The organism is Microbacterium sp. lyk4-40-TSB-66 (assembly GCF_030209475.1).
In the GTDB taxonomy this organism is placed as follows: domain Bacteria; phylum Actinomycetota; class Actinomycetes; order Actinomycetales; family Microbacteriaceae; genus Microbacterium.
Window position 1 is genome coordinate 99,119 of sequence record NZ_JARVRW010000003.1, and the last position, 18,524, is coordinate 117,642.

17 protein-coding genes are annotated in these 18,524 nt (G+C 70.7%); 3 read left to right on the plus strand and 14 right to left on the minus strand.

The window, feature by feature from the left end; genetic code table 11:
- Positions 1-53: 53 nt before the first annotated feature.
- From QRO03_RS05590 to QRO03_RS05600, 3 genes are all read right to left on the minus strand, one after another.
- Entirely contained in the window at positions 54-890 is an 837-nt protein-coding gene (locus QRO03_RS05590; protein ID WP_285136539.1) for a carbohydrate ABC transporter permease, read from the minus strand.
- A 1-nt stretch (position 891) separates the two neighbouring features.
- Positions 892-1,869 (minus strand): carbohydrate ABC transporter permease, encoded by a 978-nt coding sequence (locus tag QRO03_RS05595; protein ID WP_285136540.1) that lies wholly within the window; start codon positions 1,867-1,869, stop codon positions 892-894.
- Positions 1,870-1,941: 72 nt separating this feature from the next.
- Positions 1,942-3,234, minus strand: coding sequence for an ABC transporter substrate-binding protein (locus QRO03_RS05600; protein WP_285136541.1), 1,293 nt, complete (start codon positions 3,232-3,234; stop codon positions 1,942-1,944).
- A 227-nt stretch (positions 3,235-3,461) separates the two neighbouring features.
- Between QRO03_RS05600 and QRO03_RS05605 the strand changes: the two genes are divergently transcribed.
- Positions 3,462-4,400: a LysR family transcriptional regulator gene (locus QRO03_RS05605; RefSeq protein WP_285136909.1), complete on the plus strand. Its 939-nt coding sequence runs from the start codon at positions 3,462-3,464 to the stop codon at positions 4,398-4,400.
- A 150-nt stretch (positions 4,401-4,550) separates the two neighbouring features.
- On the opposite strand, the gene QRO03_RS05610 is transcribed toward QRO03_RS05605, so the two are convergent.
- The 10 genes from QRO03_RS05610 to pcaH all read right to left on the minus strand — a co-directional run bounded on the left by QRO03_RS05610 (position 4,551) and on the right by pcaH (position 14,580).
- Positions 4,551-6,029: a C-glycoside deglycosidase beta subunit domain-containing protein gene (locus QRO03_RS05610; protein WP_285136542.1), complete on the minus strand. Its 1,479-nt coding sequence runs from the start codon at positions 6,027-6,029 to the stop codon at positions 4,551-4,553.
- A gap of 87 nt (positions 6,030-6,116) precedes the next feature.
- Complete coding sequence (locus QRO03_RS05615; RefSeq protein ID WP_285136543.1) at positions 6,117-7,418, minus strand: C-glycoside deglycosidase beta subunit domain-containing protein; 1,302 nt, start codon at positions 7,416-7,418, stop codon at positions 6,117-6,119.
- 435 nt (positions 7,419-7,853) lie between these two features.
- Positions 7,854-9,020 carry a thiolase family protein gene (locus QRO03_RS05620; protein ID WP_285136544.1) on the minus strand — a complete coding sequence of 389 codons (1,167 nt, stop codon included), beginning with the start codon at positions 9,018-9,020 and terminating at the stop codon, positions 7,854-7,856.
- A gap of 3 nt (positions 9,021-9,023) precedes the next feature.
- A complete protein-coding gene (locus QRO03_RS05625) occupies positions 9,024-9,665 on the minus strand; it encodes a 3-oxoacid CoA-transferase subunit B (RefSeq protein ID WP_285136545.1) in 642 nt (213 codons plus the stop codon).
- Positions 9,662-10,408, minus strand: a complete 747-nt coding sequence (locus QRO03_RS05630) for a 3-oxoacid CoA-transferase subunit A (RefSeq protein WP_285136546.1) — start codon at positions 10,406-10,408, stop codon at positions 9,662-9,664. The genes QRO03_RS05625 and QRO03_RS05630 overlap by 4 nt, the downstream gene beginning before the upstream one ends.
- Positions 10,405-10,902, minus strand: coding sequence for a 4-carboxymuconolactone decarboxylase (pcaC, locus tag QRO03_RS05635; protein ID WP_285136547.1), 498 nt, complete (start codon positions 10,900-10,902; stop codon positions 10,405-10,407). Before pcaC ends, QRO03_RS05630 begins: the two co-directional genes overlap by 4 nt.
- Positions 10,902-11,684, minus strand: a complete 783-nt coding sequence (locus tag QRO03_RS05640) for an alpha/beta fold hydrolase (RefSeq protein WP_285136548.1) — start codon at positions 11,682-11,684, stop codon at positions 10,902-10,904. The genes pcaC and QRO03_RS05640 overlap by 1 nt, the downstream gene beginning before the upstream one ends.
- Entirely contained in the window at positions 11,681-13,159 is a 1,479-nt protein-coding gene (locus tag QRO03_RS05645) for a lyase family protein (protein ID WP_285136549.1), read from the minus strand. The genes QRO03_RS05640 and QRO03_RS05645 overlap by 4 nt, the downstream gene beginning before the upstream one ends.
- Positions 13,149-13,766, minus strand: a complete 618-nt coding sequence (gene pcaG, locus QRO03_RS05650) for a protocatechuate 3,4-dioxygenase subunit alpha (RefSeq protein WP_502883015.1) — start codon at positions 13,764-13,766, stop codon at positions 13,149-13,151. Before pcaG ends, QRO03_RS05645 begins: the two co-directional genes overlap by 11 nt.
- 7 nt (positions 13,767-13,773) lie before the next feature.
- Positions 13,774-14,580 (minus strand): protocatechuate 3,4-dioxygenase subunit beta, encoded by an 807-nt coding sequence (gene pcaH / locus QRO03_RS05655; protein WP_285136551.1) that lies wholly within the window; start codon positions 14,578-14,580, stop codon positions 13,774-13,776.
- 90 nt (positions 14,581-14,670) lie between these two features.
- Between pcaH and QRO03_RS05660 the strand changes: the two genes are divergently transcribed.
- Positions 14,671-15,423 (plus strand): IclR family transcriptional regulator, encoded by a 753-nt coding sequence (locus QRO03_RS05660; RefSeq protein WP_285136552.1) that lies wholly within the window; start codon positions 14,671-14,673, stop codon positions 15,421-15,423.
- Between the two features lie 174 nt (positions 15,424-15,597).
- Positions 15,598-16,770 (plus strand): 4-hydroxybenzoate 3-monooxygenase, encoded by a 1,173-nt coding sequence (locus tag QRO03_RS05665; RefSeq protein ID WP_285136553.1) that lies wholly within the window; start codon positions 15,598-15,600, stop codon positions 16,768-16,770.
- Positions 16,771-16,957: 187 nt separating this feature from the next.
- Here QRO03_RS05665 and QRO03_RS05670 read toward each other — a convergent pair whose 3' ends face one another.
- Positions 16,958-18,424, minus strand: coding sequence for an amino acid permease (locus QRO03_RS05670; RefSeq protein ID WP_285136910.1), 1,467 nt, complete (start codon positions 18,422-18,424; stop codon positions 16,958-16,960).
- Positions 18,425-18,524: the final 100 nt, after the last annotated feature.

Here is an 18,524-nt window from a genome sequence, read left to right on the forward strand (position 1 = left end):
CAGGTGGGCTCAGCCGATGGGGCCGGTGGGCCGGCACCCTCGAGAGGAAGGCGTCAGCCCTTCAAACCGCCGGCGAAGCCCTGGATGAAGCGCTTCTGGGCGAAGAGGTAGAAGGCGAGGATCGGGATCATCGAGACGATGACGATCGCGAAGATCTGGTTCCAGGCCGACACGAGCGAGCCGATGTAGTAGTACATGGCCACCGGGAGGGTCTGGTTCGCCGATCCGCCGAGGAAGATCAGCGAGGTGAAGAAGTCGTTCCAGACGATCAGGCCCGCGAGGATCGCGACGGTGCCGGTCGCCGGCGACATGAGCGGCAGCACGATGCGGAAGAAGATCTGCGTGCGGCTCGCGCCGTCGATGGTCGCGGCCTCCTCGTACTCGGTGCCGAGCCCGCGGAAGAAGCCCGCGTAGAGGAAGATCGACAGCGGCAGCAGCATGCCGGTGTAGAGGATGATCATGCCCCACGCCGATCCGGTGAGACCGAGCGCGCGGGCGCCGATGTACAGCGGGACCGTACCCAGCTGGGTCGGCAGCACGATGGCGACGAGGAACAGGTAGTACACCACGCGGCTCCAGCGCCGGGTGCTGCGGGCGATGACGTAGCCGGTGAGGGAGCCCAGCAGCACCATGAGCACGATGCTGCCGGCGGTGATGATGATGCTGTTGATCAGGCCCATCACGACGTTGGAGTTTCCGGTCGCGGTGAGCACCTTGACGAAGTTGCCGAAATCGGGGGCGCTCGGCGGCGCCAGCGTCGACGACGTGATCACCTCGCGATCCGACTTCAGCGACGTGGTGACGAGGAAGTAGAAGGGGAGCAGGAACGCGAGGGCCGCGATCCAGAACAGGAACTCCCGCAGGCCCGTGAGCTTGGTGTAGCGGAACATGTCAGTTCTCCTCCGAGCGGCCGCCGGTCAGGCGCTGCTGCACGACGGCGAAGACCAGGATGATGAGGGTCAGCAGCAGCGCGAGCGCCGCGCCGTAGCCGAAGTTGCCGAGCGCGAACGACTGCTTGTAGACCTGCGTCGCGAGGGTCTCGGTCGCGGCGGCGGGTCCGCCGCCGGTGAGCGCCATGATCTGGTCGAACACGCGCAGGCCGTTGACGAGGCCCAGGGTGGTCGCGATCGCGACGGCGGGGCGGATCGAGGGGAGGGTCACGTGCCAGAAGCGCTGCCAGAGGTTCGCGCCGTCGATCGCCGCGGCCTCCTCGATCTCGACGGGCACCGCCGCCAGCCCCGCCATGTAGATGACCATCGCGAAGCCGATGTTCTGCCACACGAGCACGACGAGGATCGTCCAGATCGCCCAGGTGGGGTCGGCGATCCACGCCCGCGCCATCGAGTCGAGGCCCATCCCCCGCAGCACGAGGTTGAGCGGGCCGTTGTAGTCGAAGATGAATTTCCAGATGTACGAGGTGGCCAGCGGGCTGAGCACCACGGGCATGAAGAACAGCGTCCGCAGGATGTAGCGGCTCTTCAGCCCCCGGTTCAGGCCCAGGGCGACGCCGAGGCCCAGGACGTTGCTGAGGATCACCGAGCCGAACGCCAGGAACAGGGTGTTCCACAGGGCGCCGATCTTGGTGGGGTCCTGGAAGATGCGGACGAAGTTGTCGAGCCCGACGAGCTCGAAGGCGCCGATGCCCGTCCAGTTCGTGAAGGAGAAGAAGCCGCCGATGCTGGTGGCGACGTAGTGGATGCCGATGACGAAGAGCACCCCGGGCAGGGCCCACCACCAGTAGCCGAACTGCAACAGGCCCTTGCGACGCGGGGCCGGTGCCGTGCGGCGGCCACGGCCGCCTCGGCGGGGCAGGACCACGCGTTCGGTCTCGGTGGCGGCGATGTCGCCGCTTCGGAAGGTGGTGCTCATCAGATCCTCGTCATCCTCGATCGGGGTGCGGCTCCGCCGCCCGGGTCTCGACGTCCCGGGCGGCGGAATCTCTCAGTTGCCCCAGGCCGAATCCATGTTCTGAAGCACCTGGTCGATGCTGGTCTGGCCGGTCAGCAGACCCTGGACGCCCACCTGCAGCGCCTCGTAGACGGCCGGGTTGGGCCAGACGTTGTTCGGCAGCGTGGTGTACGAGCCGTTCGAGATGTCGGTGACGACCTCGGAGTAGATCGTGTCGCTGAGGTCCAGGTTCTTGTACTCCGAGATGGGGAGCAGGCCCGAGGCCTCGTAGTACTTCTGCTGCGCGTCGGGCGTCGCCAGCCAGTCGACGAACTTCGTCGCGGCATCCTTCTTGGTCGACTTCGCGTTGATCGAGATCGTGTAGTTCGAGCTCGCCAGCACGTAGGGCTTGCCGCCGTCGGCCGCGGGGAAGGGCTGCACCTTGAAGTCCGCCTCCGGCGGGGCCGCCGTGGCGATCTCGACCGCCGAACCCGAGGGGATGAAGCTGCCGATGGAGGTGCCCTGGGCGAGGCCGTTGGTGATGGCGTCGAAGCCGCCGCCCTCGGCACCGGGCTGGAAGCAGCCGCCGTCCTTCAGGTCGACGATGGTCTGGAGTGCATCGGCCCAGCCCTTGCTGTCGGCGAAGGTGGTCTCGCCCGCGGCGCGCTCGGTGTTGAACTCGGGGTCGGAGGCGTACACGCGGGTCGCGGCGATGCCCTGGGCGGTCAGACCCGCGTTGGGGCCGGCCGCGCCGGCGAGGGCGAGCATCGACTTGCCCTGGCCCGCGAGAGCGGAGCAGTCCGCGTAGAAGTCGTCCATCGTCGTGGGCCACTCGGTGATGCCGTTCATGCCGGCGGTCCCCATGCTCGCGACCACGGCGGCGATGGTGAAGTCGAGGGGCTGACCGTAGGTCTTGCCGTCGACCTCGAACAGCGTCTCGCTGCCGGAGGGCACGAGCGAGGTGGCCGTGTCGCCGAGGGGCTCGAGGAAGCCCGCTTCGGCGAGGGGGATGAGGCCGCGGGCGTCGCCCGATCCGGGCGTGGTCTGCACGACGTCGGAGGCGTTGCCGGCCTGGAGCTGCGTGCGGATGGTCTCGCCGTACTTGTCGTTGGGCGTGGGGTTGGTGGTGATGGTCACACCGGGGTTCGCCGCCATGTACTCCTTGGCGAGCGTCTCGTAGGGGCTCTCGAGGTTGTTGGAGGTGGCGAAGGTGAACGTGAACGATTCGGAATCGCCCTCTGCGGCACCGCCCGTTCCTCCGCCGGAGCACCCGGCGAGGACGAGGGCGGCGGTGGCGGGAAGAACGAGGAGACCTGCGATCCGCGTGACGCGGCGATGCTGAGTCATGGCCAGCCTTTCTGACGACGTTGTCGGCGAGCCCTTCGGTGGGAGCGCCTGTGCTGTGTGACTCAGTATCGGCGCGATGCGCAGAAAACGCACATAAGTCTTCGCGATGTGGCGCATAAGGCGGGGCGCCCGCCGCCTCATCGCCCGCGGATATGCCACCTAGCTCCGTCATAGATGCGGTTGATACGATCGGACCACAGCTTCCCCGAGCGAAGGATCACGACGTGGTGACCGATCATGCGACGCTCTCGCGCCTCGACCTGAACCTCCTGGTCGCCCTCGACGCCCTGCTCACCGAGCGCAGCGTCACCCGCGCGGCGGAACGGCTGCACCTCAGCCAGCCCGCCCTCAGCGCATCGCTGGCGCGCCTGCGCACCCACTTCGACGACCAGATCCTCGCCCGCCGTGGCAACACCTACGAACTGACGCCGTTCGCCGTCCGGCTCACCGAGCACACGACGACGGCGCTCGAGGCCGCCCGACGCGTGTTCGAGAGCCAGGCGTCGTGGTCGCCCGCGGAGTCCACCCGCGAGTTCTCCATCTACGGATCGGACTACGGCTTCGTCACCGTCGGCACGATCGTCTCTCAGCTCGCCGCCGAGCGGGCGCCCGGCGTGCGGTTCCGCTACATGCTGCACAACCCGGGCATCGTCGAAGACGCGGCCAACCGGCTGCGTTCGGCAGACGGCATGGTGATCCCGCACGGTCCCGTCTCGGGGCTGCCCTACCTCGACCTCTGGCAGGACGATTGGTTCGCAGTCGTCTCGGCCGACAACGGCGAGGTCGGAGAGTCTCTGACGATGCAGAACCTCGCCGACATGCCGTGGGTGCTCACGTTCCAATCGCGGTCGGCGTTCACCTCGGCCGCCCGCCAGATCCAGCAGCTCGGCGTCGAGCCGCACATCGAGGTGGTGCTGGAGAGCTTCCTCTCGGTCGGGCACTTCGTCAGCGGCACCCGTCGCGTCGGGCTCGTGCAGTCGGCGCTCGCCCCCCATCTGCTGCGCATCGGCGGCATCCGGGTCGTACCCCTGCCCTTCGCCGCGACGCCCCTCGTGAGCGCGCTGTGGTGGCACCCCTCGCACACCCGCGATCCGGAGCACGAGTGGATGCGCGGGCTCTTCGCCGAAGCGGGCCGCGTCATCGCCGCCGGGCACGCTCCCGCCTAGCGGGCGGTCTCAGCGCGGCCCGGCCGCGCCCCACGTGCTGCGCGGCCGCCCCGGCGGGCGAGGGCCAGGGGACGCCGCCCACTCCCGTCCGCGCCCCAGGCCACCGACGGGGTGCGGCGCGCCCCACGCACGCCGCACCCCGCGGTGTGCTCAGACGGCCGCCGTCACCGCCCGCATCGACGCCCGGATGAGGTCGTGCTGGCGCCGCACGAGCAGCAGGGGGTCGACGTCGCCGAGTTCGGCGAAGGCGTGGCCCTCCCATTCACTCGACCAGAAGCCGCGGTACCCGCCCTCGACGAACACGCGCACGAGCTCGGGATAGTCGATCGCCGGCTCCTGACCGCTGTCGTCGATGTCGTAGAACTTCGCGTGCACGTGCAGGATCTGCGGCATGATGTCGGCCCACTCCCGCGGGTCGACATGGCCGTGCATGTTGAAGGCGAGGTGCGCGAACGAACCCAGCCGACCCGGGTCGAAGTCGCGGCCGCGCAGGTAGCCGAGGAACTCCTGCTGACGCTCGCGCATCGCGGCATCCGTCGCCCAGATCTCCTGCAGCTTCCCCACCGCCTCGTCGTCAAGACCCGCTCGGCGCACGGCCCGCAGCAGGGTCGGCGACATCGCGTGCATGGTCGAGGAGAAGTCGGCGACGAAGCCCAGCAGGGGCGAATCGAGCTCGGCGTAGGTCTCGCGCACGCGAAGCACGGGCTCCGCGTTCGGACCCATCGGCGCGTGGATCTCGTAGGCGAGCTTCAACTCGAGGTCCTCCGCGAGCGGGAGCAGTCGCCGCAGCAGTTCGGGCTTCGCGCTCTGGATCCGCACCAGCGGGAAGCCGAGCTTCTTCGCTCCCTCGAACATGAGCTTCGAGAAGGCGAACTCCTCGTCGGGGGTCATGTCGCGATCACGGCGTCGCCCCATGTCGAGGTTCGCACCGAACGAGCTCGCGACGAACCCGTGCCGGTCGAACGCCGCCCGCCACGTGCGCACGAAGTCGTCGCCGACCACGGGGTAGGTCGGCACCATCTGGGATGCCACGATCTCGATGCCCGGGCCGATCCCCAGCTCCGCCACGCGGTCGAGCAGACCGTCGAAGTCGAAGTACCCCGCGCGGAACTCGGCGCTCGCCGAGTACAGCGTCAGCCCCAGCTGGAACGGGTCGTCGTCACTCGCCGGGGGCGGTGGCGTGACGTCCGACACGAGCGCGGGGATCCCGGCATCCGCGTCGACGACCGTGAGGGTCTTCACGTCGTGCACGACGTTCGGCACGTACATCCCGGGCCCGCCGTCCGGGCCCGGCGCGATCTGCATGTAGGGCAGGCGCAGCTCGCCGTGCAGCACGACGTCGTGCGTCTCGCCGAGGGCGACCGGGGCGGCGCGGCGGGCGATCAGCAGCGGGTGCTCCTGCAGGAACCACAGTCGTTCGCTCTGTTCGGGCAGTTCGTCGAGCCGGTACGAGGTGTCGACGAACGCGACCCGGAGGTCGTCGGCATCCACCTGCTCCCCGTCGACGGTGAGGGCGAGGGTCGTCACCGATGACAGCCAGAGACTGCGATACCAGGGGATGGTCAGGCGAAGCGCGAGCCCGTCGGGGTGCGCGCGCAGGCTGTCGTCGTGGATGAGGCCGTTGGGCATGGGGATCTCCTCAGTGCGGGGCGCGGGTAGATCGGCGCGGAGGTGGATGCGGGTGCGGTGGGCGCCCGCGCGGGTGTCGCCGGTCGGTCAGAGGCGATCGGCGATCTGACGCATCAGCGAGTGCTGGCGGCGGACCTGTTCGATGCTGCGCCAGGGCTCCCGCTCTCCCTCGTACTCGCTGGAGAGGTAGCCGGTGTACCCCGCATCCTTGAACGCCTTCAGCACGGGCTCCCACGGGATCTGCTGGTCGTCGAGGTTCTCGTCGATGTCGTGGAACTTCGCCTGGATGAACACGACGTTCTCGATGACGTCGAACACGTCGGCGGGGTCGACGTGGATGCCGTCGAGGAAGGCCGGGCGCTGCCCCGGCAGTTCGCCGGGGCGGAGCGGGATCGGGCGGTCCTGGAAGATGCCGGTGTCGAGCAGGAGGCCGAAGTGCTTCGTACCGGTGCGACGGATCAGGGCGATGTAGTCGTCGACGACCTCGTGCTTGATGGGGGTGGGCGAGTGGATCTCGGGGCAGATGATCACATCGAGCTCTTCGGCCAGCGGCAGCGAGGCCTCGACGACCTCGGTCCAGATCGGGTGCGGGATGAGGTCGCTCGAGACCACGCCGATCTTCGGCCGGACGAACCGGAAGCCGAGACGCTGGGCGAGCCGCAGGTCGCGCTGCAGGGCGGCGGCCCCTTCGTCGACCGTCATGTCGCGGCCGTTCGGGCCGCTCGAGTGCAGGCGCGTATCGATCCACGAGCCGTAGTTCGTGGGCTCGAGGCCGTACTTCGCGAGGAGCGCGAACCAGTCGTCGACCCACTCCTGCGAGGGGTTCGGGTAGTTCGGCACATGGCCTTCGCCGAGGATCTCCACGCCCGTCGCCCCGAGGTCGGCGATCGAGGCGAGGGCGGTCTCGAGGTCCATCACGGTGCCGTAGTCGCCCATGTAGCTGTAGAGCGAGACGCCGTACCGGAAGGGGGCACCGGATGCCTCGGGGGAGAGCGTGACGTTCTTGGTCACGCGGTACCTGCTCGGCTGGTGCTCCTGCGGAATGTACGACATCCGCAGGCGCAGGTCGATCGACAGCTCGTGCGTGCCGTCGGGCAGACCGCCGGGAAGCGGAACCGTGATGATCGCGGCGTCTTCGAGCGGCCAGCGCACGCCGTCGCCGTCCCACAGCTCGGCGAGCGTGTACTGCCGGCCCTGCAGGGTCCACAGCGGGACGTCGGGTTCGACGTCGACGAGACCCGGGATGCTCACGCCGATCCCGTCGACCAGCGAGGCGGACATGCCGCGGTACGACGGCATCCGCACCCGGAACTGGAATCCGGTGATCTCGCCGCCCTCGCGGACGTTGCGGAAGCCGACGGACTGGATGAGGTCTCTCTCGAGAAGCATCGTCGCTCACTCTCTCTGGTGTCGCTCCGACGCTACCTCGCTTTTGCCTCATTCAGACATAAGGGGTTGTGATGCTCCGCATCAGCCCCCGTCCGTCCGCCGCCCGCCGCCGTCGTCGGCGAGGCATGTCCCGATTCGTGCGATTTCCCGCGAGAAATTCTGCTCGAAGTGGGACATGCACCTCATCGCCGCGCCGACGGCGCCGCTTCTGGCGCGGGGGACCTACCGGTGAGGTGCCGCATGTCCCGATTCGTGCGACTTCCCGCGGAGAATCTTGCTCGAAGTGGGACATGCCCCGGTCCCGGCTGAAGCCCTGTGCCCAGCCGGCGTCTGGAGGCCCCAAGTGAGCTACACGCGTGAGTCTCGCCGTCCGTGCTTCCGCACGCGCGCCGTCAGCGCTCCGAGCGCGCGACATCAGCGCCCGAGCGCCCGGCGTCAGCGCTCGAGCACCACCGCGAGGCCCTGGCCCACGCCGATGCAGATCGCGGCGACCGCGACGCCGCCGCCGCGGCGCTTCAGCTCGTGCGCGGCGCGGGCGATGATGCGCCCGCCCGAGGCGCCGAGCGGGTGGCCGATCGCGATCGCGCCGCCGTTCTCGTTGAGCGTCGACGGGTCGAGTTCGGTCCAGAGCTTCGCGCACGCGAGAGTCTGCGAGGCGAACGCCTCGTTGAGCTCGACGAACGACACGTCCGCCCACGTCCGCCCGGCGCGAGCGAGGGCGCGGTTCGCCGCCTCGACGGGGGCGACGCCGAACACGTCGGGGTCGTTGCCGAACGCCGCACGGCCGGCGATACGCGCGAGGGGCTCGGCATCCAGAGCTCCCTCCGAACCCAGCAGCACCGCCGAGGCGCCGTCGTTGATGGGCGAGGAGTTGCCCGCGGTCACGGAGCCTCCCGCACGGAACGCCGGGCGCAGGCCCGCGAGAACCTCTGCGGTGGAGTCGTCGCGGATCCCCTCGTCTCGCGCGAGAGCGTGGCCCTCGACCTGCACGATCTCGTCGTCGAAGCGTCCCGCGGCCCAGGCGGCGGCGGCGAGGCGGTGGCTGCGGGCGGCGAAGGCGTCCTGCTCCTCGCGCGAGACGTCGTAGATCTCGGCGAGCTTCTCGGCGCTCTCGCCGTTCGTAATCGTCCAGTCCTTCCTCAGCCGCGGGTTGGTCATGCGCCACCCGATGGAGGTGTTCCACATCGTCTGATTCGCCGCGGGGAAGGGGCGGGGGCTCTTCTCCACCACGAAGGGTGCGCGGGTCATCGACTCCACCCCGCCGGCGAGGATCACGTCGGCGTCTCCGGCCTCGATCGCGCGCGAGCCCTGGATCACTGCATCCAGCGACGACCCGCACAACCGGTTGATGGTCGTGCCGGGCACCGACGAGGGGAAGCCCGCGAGCAGCGCACCGAACCGCGCGACGTTGCGGTTGTCTTCGCCGGCCTGGTTGGCGTCGCCGAACACGATGTCCTCGATGCGGGCGGGGTCGATCCCGGTGCGCTCGACGACGGATGCCATGACGGTCGCGGCGAGATCGTCGGGGCGCACGTCGGCGAAGGCTTTGCCGTGCCGGGCGAAGGGGGTGCGGACGGCGTCGTAGACGAACGATGCGGGCATGGCTCAGGCCTCCAGTTCCAGACCGAGGAGCTGCTCGATCTCGGCGTGCGTGTTGTCGCCGAACAGCTCGCGCACGCGGAAGCCGTCGGGCGTGACGTCGAAGACGCCGTGATCGGTGTAGACCCGCGAGACGCAGCCGACGCCGGTCAGCGGATACGAGCAGGCGGCGACCAGTTTGGGGTCACCGCCCTTGGTGAGCAGGTCGGTCATGACGTAGACGTCCTTCGCGCCGATGGCGAGGTCCATGGCGCCGCCGACCGCGGGGATCGCCCCGGGCTCGCCGGTCGACCAGTTGGCGAGGTTGCCGCCGGCCGACACCTGGAACGCGCCCAGCACGCACACGTCGAGGTGGCCGCCGCGCATCATCGCGAAAGAGTCGGCGTGGTGGAAGTACGCCGCCCCGGCGAGCGCGGTGACGGGCTGCTTCCCGGCGTTGATGAGGTCGGGATCGACCTGTCCCCGCGCGGGGGCCGCCCCCATGCCGAGCATGCCGTTCTCGGTGTGCAGCACGATCTCGAGGCCCTCGGGGAGGAAGTCGGCGACGAGGGTGGGTGCCCCGATGCCGAGGTTCACCACGGCGCCCTCAGGGATGTCGGATGCCACGCGCGCGGCGAGAGCGGCGCGGGAGATGCGGGTGGTGGTCACTGCTCGGCTCCTTCCTCGGCCAGCGGGCGGCCCTCGATGTCGACGCCGCCGACGAACTCCCCGTCGCGCAACCAGGGGCGCTCACCGACCGCGACGACACGGTCGACGTAGAGACCCGGGGTGATGACGGCCTCGGGGTCGAGCCAGCCGAGCGGCACGATCTCGTCGACCTGCGCGACGGTGACGGCTGCCGCGGCGGCCATGATGGGTCCGAAGTTGCGGGCCGTCTCGCGGTAGACGAGGTTGCCCCAGCGGTCGGCCGCCCGCGCGCTGATGAGGGCGACGTCGGCGCGGATCGGGTACTCCAGCACGTAATCGCGGCCGTCGATGCGCCGCGTCTCTTTGCCCTCCGCGAGCTGGGTGCCGAACCCGGTGGGGGTGAAGAACCCGCCGATGCCGGCGCCCGCGGCGCGGATGCGCTCGGCGAGGTTGCCCTGCGGCACGAGCTCGAGCTCGACCTTGCCGTCGCGGTAGAGACCGTCGAACACCCACGAGTCGCTCTGGCGGGGGAACGAGCAGATCATCTTGCGCACCTGGCCGGCCGCGAGCAGCGCCGCGAGTCCGGTGTCGCCGTTGCCGGCGTTGTTGTTGACGACGGTGAGGTCGCCCGCGCCGTGGGCGATGAGCGCGTCGATGAGCTCGACGGGCTGACCGGCGCGGCCGAAGCCGCCGATCATGACGGTGGCCCCGTCGCGGATGCCGGCGACCGCCGCCGCGACGTCGAGAACGGTCTTGTCGATCACGGCGCGTCCTCCCCGGGCGATGTCGCCGCGGGCCCTCCCGCGGGAGCCGGCGGCCCCGCGGGCGCAGTCGGATCAGCCGTCGCGGCCGGAGCGGATCCGGCCGGCGTGCCGGCGGCATCCGTAGCCGAGAACACCTCCGCCGCGATCCGGAACGCCGAGTTCGCCGCCGGCACACCCGAGTAGATCGCCGACTGCAGCATGACCTCGCGGATCTCGTCGATCGTCAGGCCGTTGCGCAGCGCCGCGCGCAGGTGCATCGCGAGTTCCTCGTGATGTCCGTGCGCGATGAGCGAACTGAGCACGGCGATCGACCGGGAGCGACGGTCCAGACCCGGGCGCGACCAGATGTCGCCCCAGGCGACGCGCGTGATGAAGTCCTGCCAGTCGGCGGTGAGCTCGGTGGTCGACGCGAGGGCGCGGTCGACGTGGGCGTCCGACAGCACGGCACGGCGCACGGCCATGCCCTGGTCGACGCGTTCCTGATCGGTGGGCATCAGGCGTCCTTTCGAGAAGCGGAGGAGAAGAACGACCGCAGCAGCGCCGCCACGGACTCGGGTTGTTCGGCGGGCGGCAGGTGGCCGGCGTCGTCGATGCGCGCGGTGCGGCCGTCGCGCACGCCGTCGGCGATCTCGACGGCCTTGGCCTCGGGCGCGACGGCGTCGAAGGCCCCCCAGGCCGCGAGCACCGGCACGGTGATCCGGCTCAGCGCCGGGCGCACGTCGTACGCGGCGAGCGCCTCGCAGCACCGGGCGTAGCTGTCGTCGTCGGCGTCCTGCAGGGCGTGCAGCAGACGTCCGGTGAGGTCGGGGCGCCGCGCGATCGAGTCGGGGGCGAACCAGCGCTGGGCCGACGCGATGATGAGGCTCGACGTGCTCTGCGCCCGCGCCTGGGCCGCACGGTCGGCCCACGCGGCGGGCTCGCCGAGCTGAGCGCCGGATGCCACGATGGCCGCCGCCCGCAGCCGATCGCCGTGGCGCAGGGCGAGTTCGAGCCCCGTCGCACCACCGAGCGAGACTCCGGCGTAGAAGAAGGTGTCGTCGGGCACGGCGGCCGCGACGGCATCCGCGAGGTCGGCGACCGAGAACGCCTCTCGCGCGACGGGACACGCGCCGTGACCCGGGAGGTCCCACGCCGAGACGCGGTGGTCGTCGGCGAGCAGCGGCACGACGTCATCCCACAGGATGGTCGAGGTGCCCAGCGACGGCCCGAGAACCACGAGCGGCGCGCCCTCCGGCCCGACCGGTGCCGTGAGCGAGATCAGCGAAACCGCACTCATTCGTCCACCCCGTATCCGTTTGCGCGTAATCCCGTGCGGTCTCGGCGATCGGGTGCGGTCTCGTCGGCTTCCGCCGCAGCCCCGCCGCCCGCAGCACCTGCGCCTGCGCCGCTCGCAGCCCCGCCGCCCGCAGCGCCCCCGCCGCCCGCAGCCAGACCCGCGTTGCCACGGGCCAGGCGCGGGGCGAGCCCGACGTACGCGCGGGGGTCCAGCAGCGCGTCGACGTCGAGTCCGTCGGCCTCGGGCAGCGCGCGAAGTCGATCCGCGAGGTCGTCGTCGCCCGCGAGCAGCTCGGCGAAGCGCTCGGCGCCGACCAGCGGCACGAGCACGCCGCGCAGGCGCTCGCTCACGATCCGCCCGCCCGTCGTCCCGGCGTTGCGCGCGGCGGCCGCGGCGTCCACCCGCAGGTGCGCCGCGAGAGAGGAGGCGTGCCACGACGCGCCCAGCGCCAGCCGCAGGAGTTCGCGCAGCGTCGGCCACTCGGCGTGCCAGGCACCGTCGGGGCGTTCGTCGACGGCGAGGGATGCCGCGAGGTGCAGCGTCGCCCCCAGCTGCGGCGCACGCAGAGCCGCCGATCGGATGAGCACCGCCTCGGCGGGGTTCTGCTTCTGGGGCATCGCCGACGATCCGCCGCCCACGCCCTCCGACACCTCGGCGATCTCCGTGCGGCTCAGCGTCGCCACATCGGCGGCGAACTTGCCCAGTGCGTCGAGCGCCTGCACGAGCGCGTCGCCGAGCTCGGTGACCGGCCAGCGGGTGACGTGCCACGGTGCGTCGGGGGCGTCGAGGAACGCTGCCCGGGCGAAGGCGGCGGGCAGGGCGGCCGCGTCCTCCGCGGACCCGGTGATCTCCACGAACGAGGCGAGCGTGCCGCCCGCGCCGCCGAGCTGCGCCGGGAAGACCAGCGCGTCGAGACGGGATGCCGCGCGCTCCATCCCCTGCGCCCACGTCGCCGCGCGTGCGCCCACCGTCGTGGGCACCGCGTGCTGGGTCAGCGTGCGCGCGACCGCGACGTCGTCGGCGTGATGCAGGGCGAGCTGCCGCAGCCACTGCGCCGCGTGTCCCACGGATGCGCGCACCTGTTCGACCGCGCGCTGCGCGACGGCCATGAGGGCGGTGTCGAGGATGTCCTGGCTCGTCGCCCCGCGGTGGATCCACGCGCGGTGCGCGGCGGGCACCTGCTGCGTCATCATCCCCACGAGGGGGATGACGGGGTTTCCGCCGGCCACCGACGCCGTGACGAGCGCGTCGACGTCGAGCGTCGCCGACGGGGAGCCGCCCTTCTCGTCGAGGCCGAAGGCGTGGTCGACCGCGATGGCGGCGTCACGCGGCGCGACGCCCCGCTCGGCGTAGGCCGCGACGAGCGCGCATTCCGCCCGCACGAGGGCGTCGAGCACCGCGGCGTCCGACACGAGTGCGTCGTGGCCGACCGTGACCGGCGTGAGCAGTCCCCGCTCGAAAGGTTCAGAAGGCAAGGAACACCGTCTCTCCCGCGCCCTGCAGACGGATGTCGTGCCGCAGGTGACCGTCATGCGCGCGCGTCGCGACGAGGGTAGCGCGCTCCTGCCACGTCAGCGTCGACAGCAACGGGTCGGCGGCGAACGCCGCGTCGTCCCCCGGCACGTAGATGCGGGTGTGCAGCTTGTCGGGGAGGCCTCGGGCGAACACGATCGCGGCCCAGAAACCAGCGCGGCCCCGGATGCCACCGGGCTCCCGCGTCCAGAACTCGAAGTGCCCCTCGTCGTCGGTGAAGGCACGACCGAAGCCGGTGAACGTGTGGTCGTCGCGGCGCAATGCGCCCCGCGCCCGCGGCGCCGAGCCGTCGGCATCCGCGCCCCAGATCTCGACCAGCGCGTCGGGCACCGGTGCGCCCGCGCCGTCGTACACGGTGCCGCCGAGCACGATCGCTCCGGGCGAGTGCGGGAAGGCGACCTCGTGCTGCTTCGGGTACTCCAGCCCGTAGGCGAAGAACGGTCCGACCGTCTGGCCGGGGGTCGCACGGTGCGTCTTGGCGGGGATCGCCCGTCGCCCGTTTGCTCGCCCCTCGACTGGCTCGGGGACCGATTCATGCGTCGATGTCATCGTCATCTCACTCGTCCTCGGGCTCGAAGTAGGTGGCATCCGGCCCGTCGACGACGATGTCGAAGCGGTACCCCGTCGCCCACTCGGGCGAGGTCAGGTCGTGGTCGTAGACGCCGACGAGGGCGTCGCGGTCCTTCTGCCGGTGGATGGTGTTGTAGATGGGGTCGAGCGCGAACAGCGGGTCGCCCGGGAAGTACATCTGCGTCACGAGTCGCTGGGTGAAGGACGAGCCGAACACCGAGAAGTGGATGTGCGCCGGACGCCACGCGTTGCGGTGGTTCTTCCAGGGGTAGGGCCCGGGTTTGATCGTGGTGAAGCGGTACTCGCCGTTCTCGTTCGTCACCGCGCGCCCCGCGCCGGTGAAGTTCGGGTCGAGCGGGGCGGGGTGCTGGTCGCGCTGGTGGATGTAGCGCCCTGCCGCGTTGGCCTGCCAGATCTCGATGAGCTGGTTCGCCACCGGCCGGCCCCACGAGTCGAGCAGGCGCCCCTGCACGCTCATGCGCTCCCCCAGCGGTTCACCCGCGTGCTGCAGCGTGAGGTCGGACTCGATCGCGGCGACGTCGCGCTGTCCGAACGCCGGCGAGAGGAGCTCGATCGTCTCGGGATCGACGAGTTTGGGGTTCTTGGTGGGATGCCGCAGAACGCTCGACCGGTACGCGGGGAAGTCGTGAGCGGTGGCGGCGACGTCTTCGCCGGCGGCCTCCCGGGCGTCGAGCTCGGCGTGGCGGGCGCGGATCTCGTCGACGATCTGGCTCTGCGTCGCCTGATCGGGGGCGGCGAGCAGCGTCTCGGGGGCTGCGGCAGGGTTCGACATGGGGTCTCCTTCGACGCCTCCATCGTCCGGCACCGCGAGCTCGTGCGGCGAACCGTTCCCGTCCAATGGGAGTCGTGGCATCCTGACCCCATGGCGAACTCCCCCTCCGGCGATTCGGTCACCGACCGACTGGTGCGCATCCTCGAGACCTTCACCCCCACGCGCACCGCCCAGACAACGGCCGACATCGGTCGACGGGCGGGCCTGCCGAGTTCGTCGGCGCACCGGATCGTGGGCGAGCTCGTGGATGCCGGGCTGCTCGAACGTGACGACGAGCGACGCGTGCGCGTGGGGATGCGGCTCTGGGAGCTGGCCACGCGCTCCTCCCACGCCCTGCGGCTGCGCCAGGCCGCGCTGCCGTACATGGAGCGCGTACAGCAGCGCGTGCGCGAGCACACCCAGCTCGCGATCCTCGAGCACGATGAGGCGCTCTTCCTCGAGCGGCTCAGCGCGCCGGACTCCGGCGCGAACATCACGCGGGTCGCCGGCCGCCTGCCCGTTCACGCTTCGTCGTCGGGGCTGGTGCTGCTCGCCTTCGCCCCGCACGACCTGCAGGAGCGCGTGCTCGCGCGCCCTCTCGCCGCCGTCACCTCCGAGACCATCGTCGACCCCGCGGCACTCCGGCGCGCCCTGGCCGAGATCCGCACCCTGGGCCGTGTCGTCGCCCCCGGCACCGTCGACGAGGTCTCCACCGGCGTCGCGGTGCCCGTGCGCGACGAGACGGGCGCCGTCATCGCGGCCCTGTCGGTCGTGCTGCCCCGCGACGCGGAGACCCAGTTCGCGCTGGTCGAGCTGCACCGCGCGGCCCGCGACACCGAGCGCGCCCTCGGCTATCGCCGGTGACATCCCTCTTCACCCCCGCGTGAGTCGCCCGGGACCGTCGCCTGAGGGGCCCCCGAGGCGGCGAAACCCGGCGGGTGGTGCACACCCAGCGTGGTTCCTGATGAACGGGAATGAGCCGGTGCGCAGGCCTGCGGCGAGGCACCATCGACCACAGCCGTCGTCGAAGGAGACGCCATGACCACCACCGTTCGCACCCGCGTCGCCATCATCGGCGCCGGCCCCGCGGGGCTGATGCTCTCGCACCTGCTCGCCGCTGCCGGCATCGAATCCGTCGTCATCGACCAGCGCACGCGCGACGACATCGAGAGCACGATCCGCGCCGGCATCCTGGAGCAGGGCACCGTCGAACTGCTCGACGCGATCGGCCCCGCCTCGCGCGCCCGCACCGTCGGGCACCGCCACGACGGCATCGAACTGCGCTTCGAGGGCGAGGGCCACCGCATCGACTTCGCCGAGTCGGTCGGTCGCGCCGTCTGGCTGTACCCGCAGCACGAGGTGCTGAAGGACCTGATCGCCGCGCGCCTCGCCGCGGGGCAGGACCTGCGTTTCGGCGTCACCGCCGACGGCGTCGACGACGGCGACCGCCCGCGGGTGCACGCCCACGACGCCGACGGGGTCGCTCTCGAGATCGAGGCGGACTTCGTCGTCGGTTCCGACGGCTCCCGCAGTGTCGCGCGGGCGGCGGTGTCCGGCGCACGCAACGGCTCCTTCCGCGAGTACCCCTTCGCCTGGTTCGGCATCCTGTGCGAGGCCCCTCCCAGCAGCGAGGAGCTCATCTACAGCAACTCCCCCGACGGGTTCGCCCTCGTCAGCCAGCGCTCGGCGACCGTGCAGCGCATGTACTTCCAGTGCGATCCCGACAGCGATACCGCCGCCTTCAGCGAGGAGCAGCTCTGGGACGAGCTGCAGAAGCGCGTGCCCGGCACCACGCTGAAACAGGGCCCCATCTTCCAGCGCGACGTGCTGCGCTTCCGCAGCTTCGTCGCCCACGACCTGCGCCGGGGGCGCATCGCGCTCGTGGGCGACGCCGCGCACACCGTTCCGCCGACCGGCGCGAAGGGGATGAACCTCGCGATCGCCGACGTACGCCTGCTCGCTTCCGCCCTGAAGGCACTCCTGCTCGACGGCGACGAACGCCTGCTCGACGCCTACCCCGAGACCGCGAGCCGCCGCATCTGGAAGGCCCAGCACTTCTCGTGGTGGATGACGAGCATGCTGCACGCGGCCCCGGACGCCACCGACTTCGACCGCCGCCGTCAGCTCGGCGAGCTGCGCTCCGTCGTGGAGTCGGAGCACGGCCGCGCGTACCTCGCCGAGGCGTATTGCGGCTGGCCGCTCGACGCCTGACCCGCGGGCGCCCGCTGGCCTCCGCTTCGGGGCGCCGCGGGCGCCCCGCCCCGCCTCGCCCCTCCGTTTCGGGGCGGGGTCGGCCATTCGGGCGGGAGATTCACGCCCCGAACGGCGAACCCCGCCCCGAACCCGACGACCCCCGGCGAGCGGACCGCTCACCGGCCGCCGGAAGGGGCGAAGACGCTCAGTCCTTCGCGTCGGGAGCCTTCGGGAACGGACTCGGCACCACCGGGTGCGTCCCGGTGAACCCCTCGCGCTCCGCGGCGAGCGCGGCGATGCGCTTGCGGCACGCGTACCAGCCGATCACGATGCCGATCACGGCGATGACGGTCGCCACCAGCGTCGCGGGCGAGTCGACGAACACGAGCACGAGGACCCCGGCGAGGAACACCAGCGTGATCCAGTTCGTGTACGGCGCCCCGAACAGCCGGAACGACGGGCGCACCAGCTCGCCGCGGTCGGCGAGCTGCTTGAGGCGCATCTGGCAGATGATGATCGTCGCCCACGTCGAGATGATGCCGACCGACGCCACGCTCAGCACGGTCTCGAACGCCTCGGCGGGGACGAAGAAGTTCAGCACCACGCCCAGCAGCGCCACGGTCGCGGTGATCGCTATGCCGCCGTAGGGGACGCCCGCCTTGTTCATGCGGGCGGCGAACTGCGGGGCGGACCCCGCGATGGCCATCGACCGCAGGATGCGTCCCGTCGAGTACAGCCCCGCGTTCAGCGAGGACAGCGCCGCGGTCAGCACGACCATGTTCATGATGACGTCGACGCCCGGAACGCCGATCGAGGCGAAGAACGTCACGAACGGGCTCTCACCGGCCGAGTAGGCCGTGAAGGGAAGCAGCAGAGAGAGCAGCAGCACCGAGCCGACGTAGAAGACGGCCACGCGGATGACGACCGAGTTGATCGCGCGGGGCATGACCTTCTCGGGGTTCTTCGTCTCTCCGGCCGCGGTGCCGATCAGCTCGATCGAGGCGTAGGCGAAGACGACGCCCTGCATGAGGAGGATCGCGGGAAGGACGCCGTTCGGCAGGAACCCGCCGTTGTCGGCGATGAGCGAGAACCCGACCGGTGAGCCGTTGGGAGTTCCGAACACGACGAAGTAGATGCCGACCAGCAGGAACGCGACGAGGGCGGCGACCTTGATGAGGGCGAACCAGAACTCCAGCTCGCCGAACACCTTCACCGACACGAGGTTGACCGCCAGCACGACGATCAACGCGATGAGCGCCCACGCCCACTGGGGCACCGCGCCGATCCACGGCACGTACTTGCCGAAGAAGTTCATGTAGACCGCCGCGGCGGTGATGTCGACGATCGTCGTCATCGCCCAGTTGATCCAGTAGAACCAGCCCGAGACGAAGGCCGCCTTCTCGCCGAAGAACTCGCGCGCGTACGATACGAACGACCCCGAGCTCGGCCGGTGCAGCACCAGCTCGCCGAGCGCGCGGAGGATGAAGAACGCGAAGACGCCGCACACGGCGTACGAGACGACGATGGCGGGTCCGGCCTCGGCGAGACGACCGCCGGCACCGAGGAAGAGCCCCGTGCCGATCGCGCCGCCGATGGCGATCATCTGCACCTGTCGGGACGAAAGGCCCTTGTGGTAGCCACTGTCCTCGAGCTGAACGGTCGAGGTGTTGATCGTCTCGGCGGCGTCGCTCGAGCCCGGGGTGGAGTCGTTCACGTACCCATCATTCGTTTCGCGCACCGACTGTCCAGCAAGCGCGCCGAGATCGACGGCA